The sequence below is a fragment of the Clostridium sp. 19966 genome (assembly GCF_032335695.1).
Lineage (GTDB): Bacteria > Bacillota > Clostridia > Clostridiales > Clostridiaceae > JACTOJ01.
In genome coordinates this window covers 64,881-85,224 of the sequence record NZ_JACTOJ010000012.1, presented here as the reverse complement: position 1 = coordinate 85,224, position 20,344 = coordinate 64,881, and the positions used below count along the sequence as shown (strand labels likewise).

Genomic DNA, 20,344 nt, shown 5'->3' with positions numbered 1-20,344 from the left:
GGTGGTAATTATGTTATTTTGGAGAAACACATCTTCTGAAAGTGACTATAAGAATGGTGTTTATGAGTTAAAATCTATTGAGATTGGTGGGATAAAACAATGGCTTTTAATACGGGGGCGAAATAAGGATAATCCAATTTTATTATTTTTACATGGAGGACCAGGTTCTGCACAGATTTCCATAGCTAAGCATTACTTTTCTAGGCTGGAAGAAAACTTCTTAGTGGTAAATTGGGATCAAAGAGGAGCGGGACTATCTTACTCAAGAGATATACCAAAAGAGACAATGAATGTTAAAAGCTTTGTAAGCGATGCTAAAGAACTCATAGATTATCTTAGAAAAACTTATAACAAAGAAAAAATATTTCTGGTTGGGCATTCTTGGGGAAGTGCCCTAGGCGTTTTAACAGCGAATAAGTATCCCGAGCTTATAGAGGCTTACATAGGTGTGGGGCAGGTAGGGGATATGGTAGAGCTTGAAAGAATAGCTTATAAATATGTTAATGACTATGCTCACAAAACTAACAACACTAAGGCTATAGAGGAATTAGAGAGAATAGGGGAGCCTCCGTATAAGGATTCTGTAAAATGCATCAAAGTAAGAAGTAAATGGACAGGCAAATTTCATGTAAGAATCTACAGAGATGATATGAAAAAATTGGTTTTGAGAATGCTTACATCATCTGAATACGCTTTTGGGGATGTATTTAAGCTTTTAAAAGGCGGTAATTATTCCGTAGATAGCATGTGGGAAGAAGTTTCAAAATTGAATCTTGAAGAGCAGGTACCAGAGCTGAAGATGCCGGTTTACTTTATTACTGGAAGACATGATTATACAGTGCCTTTTGAAACTTCCCTAAAGTACTTTGAAAAATTGAAAGCACCCTTTAAAGAAAACATATGGTTTGAGGATTCAGCTCATTGTATGCCTTTTGAGGAACCAGATAAATTCCAAGGGACTATTATAGATAAACTAAGCTCTGTTTTAAAGCAGTGTTGATTTTTACACTGATTTAAAACAGTAGATATAGAGCACATACTAAAGGAGCTCTTTGTAAAAGTAGTTCTATTAAGTAAGGGAGGATATTTCATGAATAAATGTACTTTTATTGTAAACCTTAAGCCAATAGACGCAATGAATATAATTAAGGAACAGCAAAATGCTGAACTAGTTTATGAAGAATTAAACCCCATAGGAGATGGAAAGTACTGCGGTACCCTATTATTTGAAAAGTATTTTGTGAGAGTTAGTAATAGAGCCGCATTGATGGTTACCATAAATAATTTAAATGAGAAAACTATTGTAACTTCTGTGGCCACTGGAAGCTCTACAGGCATATTTTTTAACTTTGACTGGGGGGCTTCAGAAGATTTTTCAAATAGTGTAAGAGATATATTAAAGGAATATATAATAAGTGATGTAGAGCAGTAACTTGATTTTGCACCCAGATTGATTGAAAAATATTATCTACAATAAGAATTTTGAGGAGGAATCTCCATGTTTTTATATCATTATTTTGAAAAATCTGTGGGACCTTTTAGAAATTTATCTGATTTGTCTATGGATGAGGCAAAGCTGGTTATTGAAAATATAAGGGAAAGCCGCTCAGATACCTATGCAGCTAAAAGAGATGAAAATTATATGAAAAGAAGGGCAGCTTACGAAGAGCTTGCAAGAAAATTATTTATTGAAAAAGGCGGCAAACCTGAGAGAAAAGCTCCACATTATATGGTGGTAGAGGAATGTGATTGGCTAAAGTCCTGGTATAAGCATGGTAGCTTTGTGAAGATACCAATTGAAGAGTTTGATCTTAGTAAAATTTCCTTTACCTATGGAGATATGCATCCTACCTTTAGCCCTATTGTTAATGATGGAAAAGAATATAGAAAGAAGCTATATAATTATGAAGAGATACTAAAAATAATTGAAAAGTATGGATTGCCTCAGTATTGGAATGCAGATGGAAAATTCGGTCCTGAACGCTACATAGAAGTGCAGGTTTGGAGTGATGAAGTTATTAAAAAATATTACAGGTTAAATACTATCAAAGCGGAAATATTAAAATTGGAAAATGACTTATTAGGGTCAGATACAAGAAAGTCATGAGAGTACTTTTTTAATGTACTTTAAAGCATGGATAAGCTACTTGCATAGGAGGAAAAATGAAAAACATTGATTTTGGCATGCCAACACTTATTGAGACGACCAGCCTAGAAAATTGTGCTAAGTTATGCAAAGAACTTGGTTTGAAATTTATAGAACTAAATATGAATATGCCCCAATATCAAGAGGAAAATATGGATATTAAAAAGCTAAGAAAAATTTGTGAAAATGAGGACATATATTTTACAATTCATCTTGATGAAAATCTTAATGTTTGTGATTTTAATAAAAGGGTGGCAGAGGCATATGTAATAACTGTGATGGATACTATTCGTATAGCTAAGAAACTCAATAGCCCTGTGATTAATATGCATATGGCGTCAGGAGTATATTTTACTATGCCTGATGAAAAGGTGTTTTTGTTTGATAAATATAAAGAAATTTATCTTGGAAAGCTGAAAGCATTTAGAGACTTATGCAGTGAAACTATAGCTGAAAGTAATATTAAAATATGCATTGAAAACTGCGCAGGTTATGAGAAATTTGCAGAAGAGGGCATAGGGCTTTTGCTAGAAAGCAGCATATTTCAATTGACCCTTGACATTGGTCATAATCACAGTGCAGGAGGAGTAGATGAGTCATTTATAAATAAACATATAGATAGGCTTTATCATATGCATGTACATGATGCTAAGGGCAGAAAAAATCATCTTCCTTTGGGAGTCGGAGAAATAGATATAAGAGAAAAGCTTATGCTGGCTGAAACGCATAAATGCAGAGCAGTTCTAGAAACTAAAACTATTGAGGGACTGAGACAATCGGTTAGAAATTTAGCTAATTACATTTAGCTTGTATTTTAAGGAGAAAGACATGATAATTCGTATTGGATCAAAAGATGAAATGAAAACAGATAATTGCATTTGAAAATTATTAATTTGATATTTTCACAATAATACATTTAATAGTACATTTGTTTTTAAAATGCTGTGCTATAATGACTTCATTATTTCTTTGGAATAAGGAAGTGTTAGCGGTGAAGGTTTACGAAGGCGATATAGTAAGCTGTGATTTAGAAAATAATGTATACAAATTTTTAGTAGAGGATGAGGGTAAAATTGTTTTTGTTGGAGATACTCTCCCTGATAGGTTCAAAGGAACTTTCAAGGAAAAACTAGAAGGTAAGGCATTGCTTCCAGCTTTTGCAGATACTCATATTCATTTCTCTTCTTATTCTCTTTTTGCATCTACTCTAGATGTTAGAAATGTTACCTGCCATGAGGATATATGCGAATTAATTCTTCAATATGAAAAGACACATAAGGAAAAGATTATTATAGGTTTTGGCGCCTCTGCGCACAATGTTAAAGAAAAGACCTTAATAACTCGCCCAAAATTAGACAGCGTAGTTGCAAATAAGCCACTGATGCTGGTTAAATATGATGGACATGCTTCTATAATAAATAGCTATCTTATCAATGAACTTCCTGAAAATATAAAAAAGCTTAGGGGATTTAACTATGAAACTGGTGAAATGAATCAAGAAGCTTTTTTTGCTGTTACAAACTACATAACAAATAAGCTATCACCATTAACCATAGTCAAGAACTTGTTAAAAGGCTATGACAGATTAGCAGAAAAAGGTATCGGAATGATGCATACTGTTGAAGGCGTTGGATTTCCAAGAGACTTTGATGTGGATATGGTAAGATTCTTTTCTCGTGGACAACAAAATGCTTTTTCCACTAGAATATTTTTTCAAACCATGGATGTGAAAAAAGCCCTAAAACGTAAACTGTCAAGAATAGGTGGCTGCTTTGCCACAGCACTTGATGGCTGCTTTGGTTCAGAGGATGCCGCTTTGATTTTACCATATGATAACAACTCCGCCAACAAAGGAGTTCTATATTATGATGATAAAAAGGTAACCGATTTTGCTATGGAAGCCAATAGAGCAGGCCTTCAGATAGAACTTCATGCCATAGGAGATAGGGCTTTTGTTCAAGCGGTAGATGCTCTTGAAGCAGCTTTAAAAGACTCTCCTAGAAAGGATCACCGACATACTATAATCCATGCTTGCCTTCCAACAGAAGAGGGACTTGAAAAGGTGGCAAAATATGATATAGGTATTGCTCTTCAGCCTGCTTTTCTAGATTGGGCTCTTGAGCCTTTAGAATATGTGGAAAAGCTTCTTGGAAAACGTACCTATGAAATCTCTCCGCTAAGAAAAATGCTTGACATGGGTATACATTTAAGCGGTGGTTCGGATGCTCCATGTACTTTACCAGATCCTATCGAAGGAATTTACAATGCCTGCAACCATTATGTAAGAGAGCAATCTGTCAGCATTCCTGAAGCTCTTAGAATGTTTACCTTAGAGGCGGCACGTATGATTTTTGATGAAAAGCAAAGGGGCTCCTTAGAGGTAGGTAAAATAGCAGATATGTCTATTTTAAATAAGAATCCTCTTTCGGTACGACCAAAAGAGCTCAGAAGTCTTAAGGTGGAAAAACTTATTTTGTCAGGAAAAGACTATGAGAAAAATCTCACTATTGGTAAGGCTGTGCTAAATGGAATCTTAGGAAAGAATAAAATAAGGAAGTAATGAAATAATATTTTATAGTTTATTATCATTAGATGTTAGTATATACTAATATGTAACTATTTTAAGTAAGGAGGAATTTTAGAATGGAACATAATAAAGAAAAATTATATGATATTTTCTTAAATTATTCTTATAGTGACTTAATGAATTTGTTCAGAAATGCTAAGTCAAAAGAAGAACAAGATTTTTATGTTACTTTATCTAATTTAGTACTTCAAAGAGAACAAGCAAAGGTTATAGATAAATAGAATAGCTACATATACAATTTTTGCGGGCGTTAATGGAGCAGGGAAAACATCTATATATAAATCCGTATACTATAAGCAAAACAAGAATTAATACGGATGAAATGGTAGCTAGAATTGGCTCTTGGAAGGATAATAATCTACAAATTGGATGTGCTAAAGAGGCTGTTAAGCTTGTAAAATAATATATATGAGAAGGATTATCATTTAATCAAGAAACTACTCTATCTGGCAGAGGAATAATTAATAATATAAAATTAGCAAAAGCAAATGGATTTTTTATTTCAATGAGCTATATAGGTGTTGAAAGTTTTGAAATTGCTAAACAGCGGATTGCCATAAGAGTAAGTAAGGGTGGTCATGGAATAGCTGATGATGTTGTAGAGAGAAGATATTACGATTCAATAAACAATTTGATCAATGTAATGCAATTATGTGATGAAATTAATATATACGATAATACAGACATCTTTAAATTAATAGTATCTATAAAAAGTGGGAAAACAATATGGGTAGATAAAGAGTTACCTAATTGGGCAGATAATATCTTAAGAAAGTAGCTAGTAAAACATGAAGGTTTTATTAGCTGCTTTTTATTTAGGTAATAAAAATTTGGTTTGTAAAGCATTATATGTAAGCATGTGTTATAATTGTAATTAATTATTACCGCAAGTACCCACTTTACACTATATAGGAGATCCATGATTGGATTATACTTTGTAAAAGCTATATGGAATGAATAGAGTGCGCAGAGATAAATATATAGAACGCCAGGGGAATAAATAGCTAGAAAAGAGTTGTTTTTATGAAAGTAGAATTAAAAATAAGAACTGAAAAACATGTTGAAGTATTTTGGGAAAAGACTCAGGATGAGGAGATAAAAAAATTATTTCCTTTTACCACTGAATCCTTAGAAGAAGCTCTGAAATTATTTCAAGAAACATTAAAAGAGGATGCATCTAGTTACGGAAAAGTAATCTATTTTCAGGATAGGTATGTGGGAGACATTTGGTGTTATGGTATAGATGAAAGAGAAGAAAAAATGGCCATGCTTAGTATAGTGATTTTTGAAAAGCAGCTTTGGGGAAAAGGCATAGCAACTGAAGCCACCATATCATTTTTAAGGGATATATTTACTAAGTTTAACATAGAAAAAGTAGGGGCATTTGTATATTCCTTTAATCTAGGTTCCATAGGAGTACTAAAAAAGGTTGGCTTTAAGGAAATTGAAGCATTCACTGAAGATGGAATAGAATCAAAGTATTTTGAAATCTACAAGGAGCAATAATATGGCTAAAGTAAAACTAACAATTGCGGAAAGCAGCTGCAGGGGAGGCTATCACAAGAAAAATGATTCCTATATAGTAGGAGATGTTTGCCCTCCTATATGTCATGAGTTATGGAATAGCATTTATCCAAGTGTGTATGTGCTGTTAAATGGAGGAACTCTCGACTATGGCGATGAGAAAGCAAGAAAGTTTGAGGCTAAGTGTCCCGATAATGGCAGAGTGGTTATACGTGGAGAGGTAATTCAGGAAGATTAATTTACAAAGGAGCTAACAAATGAAAGGTTCATATTTAGAAAAAATTAAAGATATTAGGGAGATAAGTGAGTTAAAAATAATTCTTAAAGCTTTCAAACCAGCACAGGAGGCAACATATATTGAACGCTTTCACGAAGATGGCGGCGGCTGTGACAGGGCTTATAATGTTTATAAAATTACAAAAGATAATGATTCATACATTTTAAAAAAATCAGAGGATAATGAGATAGAAGTCTATGAGAAATTTCTTAAAGATAAGTCCTTACCTGTACCTAAAATGATGAGTTGGACTTGCATTGAGGACACAAAGTGGATATTAATCGAATATATTCCTGGAGCAGATTTAAGGATTTTTAATAAAGCTTTAGCTGGTGAATGCGCGGACAGCTTAACTAGAATTTTTAATATATACTGGCAGGAAAATGACTTTGAAAAAAACAAGTTGGATAACCGATTTGAAAGATATTGGACAAGAATAAATAAAAGAGCAGAATGCCTTAAAAAGGAATCAAAATTAGCTGTTGCCTATAATATTTTTTTAGAGAGACAGCTGATATGTCCACGCACTTTGTGCAATGGAGATTTCCTCCAGTACAATGCAATAAAAGGTAAAGAGGGAGTTGTCCTAATAGATTGGGCTTTTGCCGGCATTATGCCTTATTCCTTAGATATTGCGCGACTGATATCACATGGTTCAGAAAAATCTTTCCCTTTCCCGTTCTATATGACGGATGAATATAGAAAGATTTTCGTAAGAGGTGTATATGATAAATTACTATATAAGCCTGACTATAAACAGTTTGTATGGGATATAATACTTTCCTGCTTAAATGAGTGCATTGAATTTATAGAAGAACAATTGAGGGATGAAACTGAAGAAAGAGATGAAGTCTTTGATTACTATTATAAAAATGCGGATATTTTAGCTGATATTATTTTAAAAGGTAAGGAAAACTTAAATTAATAGTTTGTGCATAAAATTATATAAAATTTGAATAAGGGTGATCAGTTTATGGATTATGATGAATTAAAACGTAAACTAAGGCAGCTAAAGAAGTTTGAGGCTCAGGTTAGATTTAAAAATATACAAACTGCAAAGTATCAAAATTATATATGGGATCAGTATTTTTCTACTAGAAATGAAAAGGATACTTCTGTGAAGTATGATATGATCACTCTGCTTTGTATGGAGTATGAACAGCTTAAGGAAATATTTAATGAGTTTTTTTACTGCGTATATTTTCAGTATTACAAAGAAAACGGTATGACCATTGAAGGCATGTATGACAGCAAGCTTCTATCTGTTTTGGGGCTACCTCTAGATTCCTCTATTGAAACTATTAAAAATAGATTCAGGGAGCTGGCTAAGAAGTATCATCCAGATATGGGCGGTGACAGCAGCAAATTTATTGAACTCATGGATACTTACAAGAAATTAATTGGAGATAAATAAATACAAATTAATAAAAATACTTAGGAGAGGGATCTTCTAGGTGTTTTTGTTTTCCATTATTTTCACCAATATGAATAAGAATATCAAATTGGAAAAGAATAAGCTTATACAAAAGCTTAAGGGATGACTTAGAATGAAAAAGAATTTTTTTAGCTATCTAGTGAAGCAGGATAATGTTAATGAAAATACTGAAGCTTTCAATTTACCAAAAGAAAACAACAGCATTGCTCAGCAAATTGATAAAAATATAGAAAATAACATAAAGTTTTTAAAAGATATGCTTGGGAAAAGCTATGATGTCATATTCAGGGATTTCAATATAAATGCAGGTATACCCATAAAGGCTTTTATTTGCTTCATTGAAGGGCTGACGGATAAAAAAGTATCTGCAGATAATGTTGTAAAAGCGCTCATGGTGGATATTAATTTATTAAACATAAATATCCCTGAAGGATCGGAAGAAATACTCAATATATTGGAAAAAGATATATTAAGCGTAATAGAATGCAGAGAAGCTAATTCCTTTAGTGAAATTATTGGGGGAATTTTGTCTGGGGAAGTTTGTTTACTGGTAGATGGCTGCTCAAAAGGGATTTTGATAGATTCCAGAGAAAATATTGCAAGAGCTGTTGAAAAACCAGATACAGAAGTTACTGTTAGAGGCTCAAGAGAAGGGTTCACAGAAACCTTAAGAGTGAACACAGCTTTAATAAGAAGAATAATAAAAAGTCCAAATCTGATCTTTGAAACATTGAATTTAGGCAGCGAGACTAACACCAAAATCTGTATAGCATATATACAAGGAATTGCTGATATGAAGCTTGTAGATGAAGTAAAAAGGAGATTAAATAAAATAAATACGGATTCAATTTTAGAATCTGGATATATAGAGCAGTTTATTGATAATAACCCATTTTCAGTTTTTTCAACAATAGGAAATAGTGAAAGACCGGATAAAATAGCGGCTAAACTGTTGGAAGGGAGAGCTGCTATAATTTGTGATGGTACACCCTTTGTGCTTTCTGTGCCATACCTATTTATAGAGAGTTTTCAAGTGAATGAGGATTATTATTCAAGGCCTTATTTAGTTACTCTTATAAGAGTGGCTAGGGCTTTAGCCTTTATCATAACCTTGATGCTTCCGGCTATCTATATATCATTAGAAACATTTCACCAGGAAATGATACCTACTGTACTTATTTTAACTGCAGCTGCTGCTAGAGAGGGAACCCCCTTTCCAACCTTTGTAGAGGTGACTATTACCGAAATATTGTTCTTGCTTCTTAGAGAATCAGGGATTAGAATGCCAAGACCTATAGGTCAGACTGTTAGTTTTATAGGAGCTTTAATTATAGGAGAATCCGCAGTGCAGGCAGGTATACTTAGTGCACCTATGGTTATTATAGGAGCACTAACTGCTATAGGAAGCTTTATCATTCCTTCATTATACGATTCTATACTTTTTTTTAGATATTTGCTTATTATCTTAAGTGCAATGTTTGGATTTCATGGTATTGTTTTAGGTTTACTTTTCATGCTTATACATATGTGTTCTTTAAGATCCTTTGGAACTCCTTTTTTAGAGCCTATTGCTCCAACTGTAAGCCAAGGCTTAAAAGACAGTTTTATAAGATTTCCATTATGGAATATAAGAAGAAACAGGAAAGACAATAAAAAATAACTTTGAAATATGAAATCAAGAACTTTAGAAAGGTACAGCAGGGGTGGAAACCAGTGATAAAAAAGTTCATAGCTTTGATTTTATGTGGATTTATTTTAACAGGATGCTTTGATAGGAAAGAATTGAATAAAATTGGAATAGTGCTGGCGGTAGCAATGGATAAGGACCTGCTTACTAATGAAATCATAATATCTTGTGAAGTGCTAAAGCCTACTGCATTAAAAAGTCAAAGCAATCCTGAAGAATCGGTGGAAGTAGTTAGCGCCAAAGGATTCACAGTATATGAGGCAGTAAGAAATATTTCTAAAAAACTAGATAGAAAAAGCTATTTTGCACATAATAAATTAATTATTATCAGCGAAAAATTAGCAAAAGAAAGTATAACCTCAATATTAGATGTTTTCATAAGAGACCCTGAAATTAGACTTTCAGTGTGGCTTGTAATAGCAAAGGACACAGAAGCGAGAACACTTCTTAACATAAACCACGGAGTAAATCAAATTCAAGCTTTTTATATCAATGAAATGATAAAAACGAAATGGGCTACATCTCAAATGCAAGTATATAACTTATTGGATTTTTATAAAAAGTTATTAAAAAAAGGCAATAACCCTACCACAGGGGCAATAACTGTTATAAATGAATTTGGTACTCCAGAGCTTTTAATGGCAGGCACTGCAGCTTTTAGAAAGGATAAATTAGCAGGCTATTTAGACTATAAAGAATCAAGAGGTTTAAATTGGATTACTAATTCTGTGAAAGGCGGAATCATAAATATTCCAGGAATGAAATCAAAGGATAAAGATATTGCAATAGAAATAAAAAGAGCCAGGGGAAAAATATTACCTAAATTGCAAAATGGTAAAATTACATTTCTTATAAAAGTAAATGTAATTGGAAATATATCTGAAATTAGAGATACATCTGATATTTCAGAAATAAAAACTATTGAGAAACTTGAGAGTGAAACTAAAAAAGTAATTGATAATGAAATTAAAGAGGCTGTAAATAAAGCAAAAAACCAGTTTCATTCTGATATATTTGGCTTTGGCTACGCGTTAAGCAGATATTATCCAAAAGAGTGGGATAAAATTAAAGACCAGTGGGATAAATTATTTTTTAACATCAATTATAAGACAGACATAAATGTGAAAATTAAAAGATCTGGTCAGCTGCAGAAACCTTTTGCTCCTGAGAAATAATTATATTTTACCTGAAAGGATTTTGATTCGTATTATGGTACACATTAGTAAATATCAATTATTCTGCTTGCTAGTCTTATTTGAGCTTGGAAGTACCTCCTTGTTTCTTCTTGGAGTAGAAGCAGAACAAGATGCTTGGATTGCTGTTATAGCGGGAACTATTGGAGGAGCAGCTCTTTTATGGACTTATGTTAAGCTTCAAAGCATGTTTCAAAATAAAAATATAGTCGAAATAATCATAATGCTGCTGGGCAGGTTTTGGGGAATAGCTGTAAGCGTTCTTTACGGTTTATACTTTTTTTATAAAAGCAGTATAATCCTAAGAGAGTTTAGCGAGCTTATTTTAATGTCCTATCTTCCAAGAACTCCTTTAATATATGTGATGATATCCTTGATTATTATTATAGTTTTTGGATGCTGGTCGGGGTTAGAAGTGTTAGCGAGAACAAGCGAAGTGTGCTGTCCCATAGTCTTAATTTTTATGCTTATAACTTACATACTTACTATATGCAGTAATGAAATGCACTTAAGCGAATTAACACCGATTTTATCAAAGGGAGTAATGCCTGTTGTCTACGCAGCATATCCAAGAATACTAAGTTTCCCTTACGGGGAAGCCTTTATTTTTTTCATGTTTTGGCGTCATGTTGAACCTAAGGAGAGCATCTGTAAAACATCCTTGATAGCAGTAGCTGTAGCAGGATTAATAATAACTGCTTCAGCAGTTATTATTATCTCTGTATTGAGCGTAGAATTTGCTTCGAATTCAACTATACCGCTGCTTCAAATTATTAAACTTATAAATATAGGTGATATTTTAACTAATTTAGATGCTATAGGAGTAACCATAATATTTATAGGGGGATTTTATAAAATAATCATGTTCTTTTATGGAACCATTCAGGTTATTAATACAGTATTTGAAGTAAACAGCAGTAAATTATTAATAGCTATTATGGGAGCTGTTGCAGTAGGATTTTCTTATTATTTTATACCTAGCTATGAATTTAGTCTTTGGCTTGGGAAAAAAATTCATCCATTTCTAATGAATACTCCAATGCTGGTTTTCAATCCTATTTTATTATTAGCAATAGCTTACATCAAAAACAGAAATAATGCTGTAAAGAAAGCATAGCAATTTAGGGTGGAATGTGTATGATCAACATGAAAGAAATTATTAATTTATTAAATAGAGCAGGGTTAATTCCTGCTATTTTGGTAATTGGGGGATGGGGCTGCTCTTTTATTTTAATTATTATGCTTTTATATAACATATTATTTGGAAAGAAAAAATAAAGTTTATAAACAGGAATAGAGATTGAGTGAAAATTGTACAAATTATGGTATAATTTTGATATAATATTTCATAACACTTGCGAGAGCTTTGATAAAAGATAAGAATGTAAGTTGTTTTAAGAGAGAAGGTTAACAATGAATAAAATTCAAATAGATGTCTGTCCATTTTGCAAGAGTAACAATATAGCAATTGGATATCAGTTAGGCGAGGGTCGGATTTTTGCAGATGTTTATGCTTATCATTCCACAAAAGATTGCGCTAATATTGAACATTTAATTTGTAAGGATTGCGGAAGTATTATTCATTCTAGAGTAACGAAAACAGAAATTTTTCATCAGTATGGCTTTGCAAGGCAAAATGAATTAGCAGATTATATTGATATGAATGGAATATTGTTATGCAATGACAATAAGGAATTGCCATCTTTGTGCGGTCTTGGATATAGTATGGAGAACATTATTTCACTTATTGAAGCACATCAAGTATTTTACTGTAAAGCATATAAAAAGAGATCTACATATCTATCAATAAAGGCATACCAGTTATTAAGCGGAATTAAACCAATAAAACCTTTAACCTCAGAATCACAGACTATTTATAATGAAATTAAAAAATATGATTTTGTAGATAAAGATGCTTTAAAAAATGAACTTAACATTGAAAAGAAGACCTTTGATAAAGCCTTTGATTTTTTATTAGAAAATTTATATATTACAGCTTATTCTGGGAAAAGAATCAATTCAAGCTGGTATTCCTATTTATACTGTACTAATGATAGATGGAAGAAGGAAATATCGGCATTGCACTTCAATGGAAATCCAAAGGAGGAGTTATGGAAAGTTCTTGGTAGAAATATGAACCAAAAAGATTTTAATACTTTTTGTAAATAAGAAGCAATTAGTATTTTAAATAAGTTAAAACATATGGAGAGGTAAGTATGATTAAGATAGGATGCCTGGCTAGGTTTAATAATCTTTATGAAAACGAAGTTGAGTTTGCAAGAGAAAATCGATTCGAGTTAATGCAGGTTTGGTATGATAGAAATGGAATTAGAAACCAGGAAATCCAAGAAAACAGAATTGATAAGATAGCAAAGTTTAAATTTCCAACTATAATTCATGCGGTGCTGGATATAAATGAAGTTGAGGAGCACATACCTAAATTAATAAAAATATTAACTGCCTTACAGCAAAAAGAATTAATAATTCACCCAATCTGCCATAGTGAGAAAATTAATGAAAATACAATTCAAAAGCTTTCAACTATAATTCACGGCGCTTTGATAACTTTAAAGGAGTATGATATAACACTTTTCCTTGAAAATAACAGCAAATTAGATCCTATATTTTCATCTTCAAAAGAAATCGCTTTAATGTTTTCCCAAAATCCAGAGCTGGAATTTTTGCTGGATATAGCTCACGTAGATGACTATAAGCATTTAAAAGACATGGTTTCTATAAGAATGCCTAAAAAATTACATGTAACTGATTCTCATTTCGATGTAATTCATGAGCATATTCCTTTAGGTGAGGGAGATATTGATTTTCAATATATTTTTAAAGAAATACTACCTGACTTTGATGGAGATATTATCATTGAGCTATTGGAGGACAAGGATATTATTAAAGCAAAGAAAATAATTAAAAATTGTTTAGAATAGGGATTTATAAACAACTATATACCTAGAAATATAGATATATAGTTAGTAAAAACAAGCTATATTGGGAGTGATTTAAATATGAAGTCTTTCATATAGCTTTGGATAGAGAGAAATAGGATGGAGAAAGAAATAAAAAAATAAGATATACATACTTGGTTCAGTAGCTAGCGGAAAAACCACGCTGGCAAAGAGGGTTTCAAAGGAATTAAAGTATCCTTGGTACGAATTGGACAATGTTTTTCATAAAAGGCTGCCGGGCGGGGACAGAAGAAGACCCGAAGAAGAAAGAAATTTAATGTTTAGTAAAATAATTAACTCTGATAATTGGATAATAGAAGGAGTTTTAAGGGAATGTTTCAATGATGGATTGGACAAAGCCGATACTATTATATTATTAGATACTCCACCCTTAAAAAGAAAGTACAGGATTATGAAACGTTGGATTTTCCAAAATTTAAAGCTAGAGAAATGCAGCTACAAACCTACCATAAAAATGCTATTTATGATGTATAAATGGAGCAGAAGCTTTCAAGAATCAAGAAGTGAAATTTATAAGCTGCTAGAGGCATACAGTGAAAAGCTTTTGGTGATAAAGGATAGCAGAGAATTATATAAAATAACAGAGCATTAATTTCTTATGAAGTGATATCTTATATTCTTCAGCAAGATAATAAGTAAAATAATAAATGCCTTAAAAAATATATTTGGGGGTTATGCCAGTGAAGCTATTAAATTCTAAGTCATATGAAGAGGTAAGAGTGTGGATGCATAGAAATGCCAGACCATTGGAGCTAGCTATATGGAAATATACTTTTGAAAAAGGCAGTAAGGAAGAGGTGCTTTCGGAATTAGCCTTTTACCAAAACTCAGACGGAGGCTTTGGGAATGCTCTGGAAGCGGACAATTGGAATTCAGAATCTTCTCCCTATACGACCTTATTTGCTATTAATATATTAAAACTAATTAATTTTATGGATATTAAGCATCCAATAATTCAAGGAATATTTAAATTTTTAGAAAGCGGTAAGTATTTTGGAGAGTGCGGATGGTTCTTTAGCATACCCTCAAATAATGAATATCCCCATGCTCCTTGGCGGACATACGATGGGAAGGCAAACGAAACCGAAAGTATAGGAGTTACGGCGGAGTTAGCTAGTTTTATAATGAAATTCTTTGATAAAAATACGGAATTATATAAAAGAGCTCTAGCAGTTTCACAGCGTATTATTGAAAACCTAAAAACAAGTACCAACCATGGAGATATGGGCATAGAGGGATACTGCGTACTTCTGGATACGATAAAGCAGATTAATTTAGAGAATAAGCTGGATTATGAGTTCCTGCTAGAGTTTGTAAAAAATCTTGTGTTTACTTCTATTGAAAGAGATACTTCAAAATGGTCTTTTTATGGGGTTAGACCTTCTAACTATATAACTTCTCCTGACAATATATTTTATAAGGACAATAAGGATATTGTACAAAAGGAACTTGATTACCTTATTGAAACAAGAGCTAAAAATGATGTTTGGGGTATAACCTGGAGCTGGTTTGAAAATAACGAAAAGTATGCAAAAGAATTTGCAATAAGCGAGAATTGGTGGAAAGGATTTAAGGCTATTGAAAAAATGACCTTCCTAAGGAATTTCGGAAGGCTTACCTAAAAGCAATTATGAATAAAATGTGAGGAATGATATATTGAAAATAGGTGTAATAGGACCAACAGAAAGAGAAATAATGCAATTTATAAACAGAATATCGAATAAACAAATTATTAAGCATGCTATGATTAAATTCTATTCAGGAATATATGAAGGTGCTGAAGTGGTGGCTGTAATTAGCGGCGTGTGCAAAGTCAATGCTGCCATTGCTGCTCAGCTCTTGATAGATAAATTTAGAGTTACTCATATTATATTAACAGGAGTAGCAGGAGGATTAAGTGGACAACTAAAAATTGGAGATATAGTTATTGCCAAGGAAATAGCTTATCATGATGTTGCAAGTAAAAACCTAACAAAGTATCACCCATACATGGAAGATATGTATTTTAAACCAGATAACGCACTATTAAGACTAAGTGAAGAGGCCGCCCAATCTATAAAAAATAAAAACAAATATTATACTGGAAGAATTATTACTGGTGAAGCCTTTATTACTCACAATGAAAGGGCAAGCCTAATAGAAAGGTTTAATCCTTTATGTGTCGATATGGAAAGTGCTAGCATTGCGCATACCTGCTATGTAAACAGCATTCCTTTCATAATTATCAGAGCCATATCCGACAATGCGGATGAGAAGGGCGCTGAAACTTTTGAGAATAATGTGGAGACAGCAGCATCAAATGCCATAGAATTAGCGGAAGAAATCATAAAAAAGATACAGATTATTTAATTGTTCTGGTTCTGTTTTAAATCAGTGTTGATTTTTACACTGATTTAAAACTTCCTTCAGTTCGGGAGGCTATGTTTTAAAATGTTGATATTATCGTTTGAGTTCTAGGAACTCTTAGGGATTGCGACTTATAATTGGCGTAATTTTGCCCAGGACGGGCAAAGCAATTTTAGCGCCACGGAGGGCGCATTAAAATTGGTAGTCAATTATAACAAAGTAGCCCTTAGAGTTCATCCCATGGGTTCTGAAAGAAACCATGCCATTACGAAAAATGCCTTTATCAACATTCTTTTAAAACATAGCCATCGTTTTTAATTATAGAAAAAGCAATGGAGTTTTTGCTAAATAAGTAATTTAGGAGGAATTATTTTGGTTAATGAAAGGTGGAACTCATGAGTAAGGAAGATATTAAAGGACTATTAAAAGACTACACCGTAAATATTTTAATGATAATATTCATTGTGCTTGCGATTACATTTATATTTTACGGCAGTTTTGATTTCTTTATAATTATAGGCATATTTGCTTTAATAGAGATAAGAGAACTTACATTATCAGTGAAAGCCTACAAGAAAAAAGGTATCATTTGGAGTGCGAAGGCTATTTTAACGGCTTTTATCAGGATGACATTGATAATTCTTTTATTAATGTCATGGTATGAAATATCCTTCTCAAGAAACTATAATCTAAAATATACTTATTGGATAGCATTTTTACTCATAATATTGGAGTCCATAATTTTCACGTTGCGAAACAGTATAAATAGCTATAAGGAAAGAGGAACTTCTAATAAAAAATATAACTTGATATATAGTATAGGAATATCTGTTTTATGGACTTTGTTTATTGTGTTTCAAGCTTATGGCCTTATGCAGGCATATTTTCAGCCCAAGCACCAAATTGCTTTAGATAATTTGAAAATACCGCAATCCATAAGTATTTATAGCTATGAAAAGCATGAAAAATATAATAACCCATTTGCTGATCCTGCAGCCCAAATTACTTCTCAAGAGGATATAGAAAAAATCATAAAGGAAATGGAAGTGATTTGTAATGCAATTTGAAATAGTAACGGGGATGATATTGTTAATAATACCTTTAATAATAGCACTTGTTATTTTACTTCAAATATTCTTATCAAGGCGAAAGAATAAATGGTTTGGCTTAATATTACCGGGCATTAGTGGTACCTTTTCTATCATTACCATATTAGGTGTGGCTACTTATGCTGGCGAGTCATGTGGTGAAATCATTATGCAGAGTATAATATTATTTTTAACAACTAATATTCTAACATCTATTTTTCTGGCTATTTATTTTGGCTGCAGAAAAAAATTAAAGAAAACTAAAGAAATAGAAAAAATGAATATACAGGACTTGGAGTAAATTCATATTTTAATTTGAAAGAAGGAGAGGGTTATCTCTCCTCCTATTATACGTATTTATGCCTTCTTGATGCAGGGAGTATAAAGTCTTTACAGGCTATGCCATAAAATGTTTTCCACATAGTATCTATGCCGAGCTTTATGTTGCTTGGATAATTGGGGCAAGCAATAACTAGATTAGCTTCCTTCTCCAGTTGCTAATACAACATATTCAAATTCTTTGCATAAATCTTTATATTCATAGGCAGAGTTAAAATTTATCTTAGCTTTTACCTGCTTTTCTAACTGACACTCATAGGAATTCTTATGGCGTCCTCTAATATTTGCATAATCTATAGCTTCATCAATGCTTCCAATCTGATTTTTAGAATGGATAACCAATTTTTTTATCATATCAGTAGGGGTTAAGTTTATATCATAATTTTCTTTTAAATATTGCAAATCATCTTTGATTGGCCTGTTTAGTATGCTAAATGTTGCTTCCGCATTAACAAATCTATCTCCCACTCTGCTTCGTTTTTCAAAAATAGTTGGATTTATTCCATGCTTTTCTAGAGTTATAGCACAAGACAGTCAAGATATTCCTGCTCCCATAATAGCTATTTCCATTATCAACACCTCCTATATTGTATATTTTTTGCCTTTAATACATTTCTATGCATTGAAAAATGGTATAAGTCTAAAGAATATATGTAAATACTAGATTATAAGATATAATATGCTTAAAGTATAGCTAAACAATAGGGTAAATGGAGGTGCTGGTATGATGGAAAAGAAAATTGCTGGAGTTAAAGCTGCTGAGTATATAGAAGATAATATGATATTAGGATTGGGAACTGGTTCTACAGCCTACTATGTGATTGAAAAGGCTGGAGAGTTGGCTAAACAAGGGTTAAATATAAAAGCTGTGGCAACTTCAGAAAGCACAGCTAATCTTGCTAATGAACTGGGGATACCTTTGGTTTCTATAAATGACGTTGAGAAAATAGATTTAGCTATTGATGGCGTTGATGAAATTGATGGAGAATTTAATGCAATTAAAGGAGGGGGAGGAGCTTTGTTCAGAGAGAAGCTGGTAGCAAACATAGCTGATAAGGTTATCTGGATAATGGACTCAAGCAAAGTGGTGGAGCACATAGGGACTTTTCCGCTTCCTGTGGAGATTCTTCCTTATGGATATAAGCATACACTAAAGAAACTGGAGTCACTTTCCTTAAGACCAGCTTTGAGAATGAAAAATGATGCTCCCTTTGTTACAGACAATAATAATTACATTGCTGATTTGCATATTGGAAGTGGATTTAACATTAAATATATAGATGAAAAATTAAAAGAAGTGTCTGGTGTATTAGAAACTGGATTGTTCTTAAATACTTGTGATAGGATTATTATAGGAACAAAAGATGGAGTAAAGGTGGTTGAAAATAATAGCAAGTAGCATAGTGCATAAGCCTATGCTGTCTTACTAACGCCGATAAATTTATTAATCAATTTGCTTTCTGCGTCTGGGTTCAAAGCAAGGATTTGTGTTTTGATTTTATCAACGGCTTCTTCAGCTTTAAGAGTGCAGGATAAATCTAAAATGCCTTCTCCCCAAAAATCTTCTATTTTTGAAAAGGTGGTAACAGGCCAGCCATAGGGTTTTCCCTCTTTGGATAGCTTGAATTTTTCTCCGCTGATGGTTATGAACATTTTCATCTGCAAGGTATTAAGGGCTGACTCAAATTCATATTTTTGATTTTTATCGAAGTTACCCATTATTTTAATTTCTTGCAAGGATAAATTAGGAGTATCGGAAATCAAATCGTAAACTTTTTTAGCAGTATTATTTACTAATCCCTCATAATACAGCTCATCAAAGCTTTTCTTTCCTCTGCGAACTGCCATAAAGTATGGAAGCCATTCTTTGGTGATCCAACCGCCCTTATTAAAAAAGAATTTACCGTATAGCAAATCATCACATTCAGTGACTCCTCGGATTCGCCATTTCCAGGGATCTGTTTCATTATTCCCTGTATGTGAAACTAAATTATCAGAAAAGTATGTACTTAGAGAAAATATACCTTCATCATTGCTTCCTCCCATAGAAAATCCTGCTTCTCTTAAAGCATGACAAAAGGAAGGAAAGGAATCAATTTTTTCAAAATGCATTTTTACTACCTCCTGAAAGATTAAATTACTTATTATAGCTGCATTATAATATCGTCACCTATTTTGGTATCTGCAGAAGGACGAGAGTATTCTCTGAATGTTAATTTTATTCCAGCCATATTGTCAGGCATAGCTGGGGAAACGATGAAATTATAGTTAAAATGATTATCTCCGCCTCTTCCACCAATTGTGCTACAATCATACTGCTCATTTATAAATAATTCATAATGCTTATAGTGAGGATGTTTCTCCTCCTCATCTTTAGGTATGTTGCAATCAATATTTAAATTTACAACACTACAATTAGAATACTGCCTTATATAGACTACGGAAAAAAGCCTATTAGCTACCTCAGTTGATTTTAATACTGATAAGTTTTTTTCAAATTCTTCTGGTTCAATTGAGGGCTTATATGCTTTTTCATTCCACAGGGAAGCAAATATGGATTTTAGCATATCTTCATATAAGTGAAATTTATCAGCCCAGTGAGCTATGTATTCAAAAGGTGGATAGCCTGGGTTATCAGAGAGTTTTTTGCGCTCATTTATTAATTCACAAATTTGCTCGTCTATGATTTTTATTTTTTCATCATAATGAGGGGTAGGTCTTTTAAAGGGCATACGTTTCATTTT

The 20,344-nt window shown here is 32.6% G+C and carries 24 protein-coding genes and 1 pseudogene; 22 read left to right on the top strand and 3 right to left on the bottom strand.

The window, feature by feature from the left end; translation table 11 throughout:
- Positions 1 to 10: 10 nt before the first annotated feature.
- The 21 genes and pseudogenes from IAI10_RS13615 to IAI10_RS13515 all read left to right on the top strand — a co-directional run bounded on the left by IAI10_RS13615 (position 11) and on the right by IAI10_RS13515 (position 17,562).
- A complete protein-coding gene (locus IAI10_RS13615) occupies positions 11 to 1,000 on the top strand; it encodes an alpha/beta hydrolase (protein WP_315673828.1) in 990 nt (329 codons plus the stop codon).
- 90 nt (positions 1,001 to 1,090) lie between these two features.
- Positions 1,091 to 1,432: a DUF6054 family protein gene (locus IAI10_RS13610; RefSeq protein ID WP_315673827.1), complete on the top strand. Its 342-nt coding sequence runs from the start codon at positions 1,091 to 1,093 to the stop codon at positions 1,430 to 1,432.
- Between the two features lie 66 nt (positions 1,433 to 1,498).
- Positions 1,499 to 2,107 (top strand): hypothetical protein, encoded by a 609-nt coding sequence (locus IAI10_RS13605; RefSeq protein ID WP_315673826.1) that lies wholly within the window; start codon positions 1,499 to 1,501, stop codon positions 2,105 to 2,107.
- Positions 2,108 to 2,163: 56 nt separating this feature from the next.
- The gene (locus tag IAI10_RS13600; RefSeq protein ID WP_315673825.1) at positions 2,164 to 2,952 is read left to right on the top strand and encodes a sugar phosphate isomerase/epimerase family protein; all 789 of its coding nucleotides are present in this window, start codon (positions 2,164 to 2,166) and stop codon (positions 2,950 to 2,952) included.
- A 185-nt stretch (positions 2,953 to 3,137) separates the two neighbouring features.
- Positions 3,138 to 4,706, top strand: coding sequence for an amidohydrolase (locus IAI10_RS13595; RefSeq protein WP_315673824.1), 1,569 nt, complete (start codon positions 3,138 to 3,140; stop codon positions 4,704 to 4,706).
- Positions 4,707 to 4,789: 83 nt separating this feature from the next.
- Complete coding sequence (locus IAI10_RS13590; RefSeq protein WP_315673823.1) at positions 4,790 to 4,954, top strand: hypothetical protein; 165 nt, start codon at positions 4,790 to 4,792, stop codon at positions 4,952 to 4,954.
- A gap of 1 nt (position 4,955) precedes the next feature.
- Positions 4,956 to 5,511: pseudogene (locus tag IAI10_RS13585) on the top strand (ATPase).
- A 245-nt stretch (positions 5,512 to 5,756) separates the two neighbouring features.
- Positions 5,757 to 6,239 (top strand): GNAT family N-acetyltransferase, encoded by a 483-nt coding sequence (locus IAI10_RS13580; RefSeq protein ID WP_315673822.1) that lies wholly within the window; start codon positions 5,757 to 5,759, stop codon positions 6,237 to 6,239.
- A 1-nt stretch (position 6,240) separates the two neighbouring features.
- Positions 6,241 to 6,495 (top strand): TIGR04076 family protein, encoded by a 255-nt coding sequence (locus IAI10_RS13575; protein WP_315673821.1) that lies wholly within the window; start codon positions 6,241 to 6,243, stop codon positions 6,493 to 6,495.
- A gap of 19 nt (positions 6,496 to 6,514) precedes the next feature.
- Positions 6,515 to 7,459: an aminoglycoside phosphotransferase family protein gene (locus tag IAI10_RS13570; RefSeq protein WP_315673820.1), complete on the top strand. Its 945-nt coding sequence runs from the start codon at positions 6,515 to 6,517 to the stop codon at positions 7,457 to 7,459.
- 48 nt (positions 7,460 to 7,507) lie between these two features.
- Positions 7,508 to 7,948 carry a J domain-containing protein gene (locus IAI10_RS13565; protein WP_315673819.1) on the top strand — a complete coding sequence of 147 codons (441 nt, stop codon included), beginning with the start codon at positions 7,508 to 7,510 and terminating at the stop codon, positions 7,946 to 7,948.
- Between the two features lie 133 nt (positions 7,949 to 8,081).
- Positions 8,082 to 9,629 carry a spore germination protein gene (locus IAI10_RS13560; protein ID WP_315673818.1) on the top strand — a complete coding sequence of 516 codons (1,548 nt, stop codon included), beginning with the start codon at positions 8,082 to 8,084 and terminating at the stop codon, positions 9,627 to 9,629.
- 53 nt (positions 9,630 to 9,682) lie between these two features.
- A complete protein-coding gene (locus IAI10_RS13555; RefSeq protein WP_315673817.1) occupies positions 9,683 to 10,831 on the top strand; it encodes a Ger(x)C family spore germination protein in 1,149 nt (382 codons plus the stop codon).
- Positions 10,832 to 10,865: 34 nt separating this feature from the next.
- Complete coding sequence (locus tag IAI10_RS13550) at positions 10,866 to 11,966, top strand: GerAB/ArcD/ProY family transporter (RefSeq protein ID WP_315673816.1); 1,101 nt, start codon at positions 10,866 to 10,868, stop codon at positions 11,964 to 11,966.
- Between the two features lie 296 nt (positions 11,967 to 12,262).
- Positions 12,263 to 13,018, top strand: coding sequence for a hypothetical protein (locus IAI10_RS13545; protein WP_315673815.1), 756 nt, complete (start codon positions 12,263 to 12,265; stop codon positions 13,016 to 13,018).
- 47 nt (positions 13,019 to 13,065) lie between these two features.
- Complete coding sequence (locus tag IAI10_RS13540) at positions 13,066 to 13,788, top strand: TIM barrel protein (protein ID WP_315673814.1); 723 nt, start codon at positions 13,066 to 13,068, stop codon at positions 13,786 to 13,788.
- 295 nt (positions 13,789 to 14,083) lie between these two features.
- The gene (locus IAI10_RS13535) at positions 14,084 to 14,419 is read left to right on the top strand and encodes a hypothetical protein (RefSeq protein WP_396334392.1); all 336 of its coding nucleotides are present in this window, start codon (positions 14,084 to 14,086) and stop codon (positions 14,417 to 14,419) included.
- 82 nt (positions 14,420 to 14,501) lie between these two features.
- Positions 14,502 to 15,449, top strand: coding sequence for a hypothetical protein (locus tag IAI10_RS13530; RefSeq protein ID WP_315673813.1), 948 nt, complete (start codon positions 14,502 to 14,504; stop codon positions 15,447 to 15,449).
- Positions 15,450 to 15,483: 34 nt separating this feature from the next.
- Positions 15,484 to 16,176, top strand: a complete 693-nt coding sequence (locus IAI10_RS13525; protein ID WP_315673812.1) for a 5'-methylthioadenosine/adenosylhomocysteine nucleosidase — start codon at positions 15,484 to 15,486, stop codon at positions 16,174 to 16,176.
- A 392-nt stretch (positions 16,177 to 16,568) separates the two neighbouring features.
- The gene (locus IAI10_RS13520; RefSeq protein WP_315673811.1) at positions 16,569 to 17,240 is read left to right on the top strand and encodes a hypothetical protein; all 672 of its coding nucleotides are present in this window, start codon (positions 16,569 to 16,571) and stop codon (positions 17,238 to 17,240) included.
- Positions 17,230 to 17,562, top strand: a complete 333-nt coding sequence (locus tag IAI10_RS13515) for a hypothetical protein (protein WP_315673810.1) — start codon at positions 17,230 to 17,232, stop codon at positions 17,560 to 17,562. Before IAI10_RS13520 ends, IAI10_RS13515 begins: the two co-directional genes overlap by 11 nt.
- 176 nt (positions 17,563 to 17,738) lie before the next feature.
- Here IAI10_RS13515 and IAI10_RS13510 read toward each other — a convergent pair whose 3' ends face one another.
- A complete protein-coding gene (locus tag IAI10_RS13510) occupies positions 17,739 to 18,068 on the bottom strand; it encodes a hypothetical protein (protein WP_315673809.1) in 330 nt (109 codons plus the stop codon).
- A gap of 256 nt (positions 18,069 to 18,324) precedes the next feature.
- On the opposite strand from IAI10_RS13510, the gene rpiA reads away from it, so the two are divergent.
- Positions 18,325 to 18,999: a ribose-5-phosphate isomerase RpiA gene (gene rpiA, locus IAI10_RS13505; RefSeq protein WP_315673808.1), complete on the top strand. Its 675-nt coding sequence runs from the start codon at positions 18,325 to 18,327 to the stop codon at positions 18,997 to 18,999.
- Positions 19,000 to 19,013: 14 nt separating this feature from the next.
- On the opposite strand, the gene IAI10_RS13500 is transcribed toward rpiA, so the two are convergent.
- A complete protein-coding gene (locus IAI10_RS13500; RefSeq protein WP_315673807.1) occupies positions 19,014 to 19,712 on the bottom strand; it encodes a hypothetical protein in 699 nt (232 codons plus the stop codon).
- A 32-nt stretch (positions 19,713 to 19,744) separates the two neighbouring features.
- Entirely contained in the window at positions 19,745 to 20,341 is a 597-nt protein-coding gene (locus IAI10_RS13495; RefSeq protein ID WP_315673806.1) for a hypothetical protein, read from the bottom strand.
- Positions 20,342 to 20,344 lie beyond the last annotated feature (3 nt).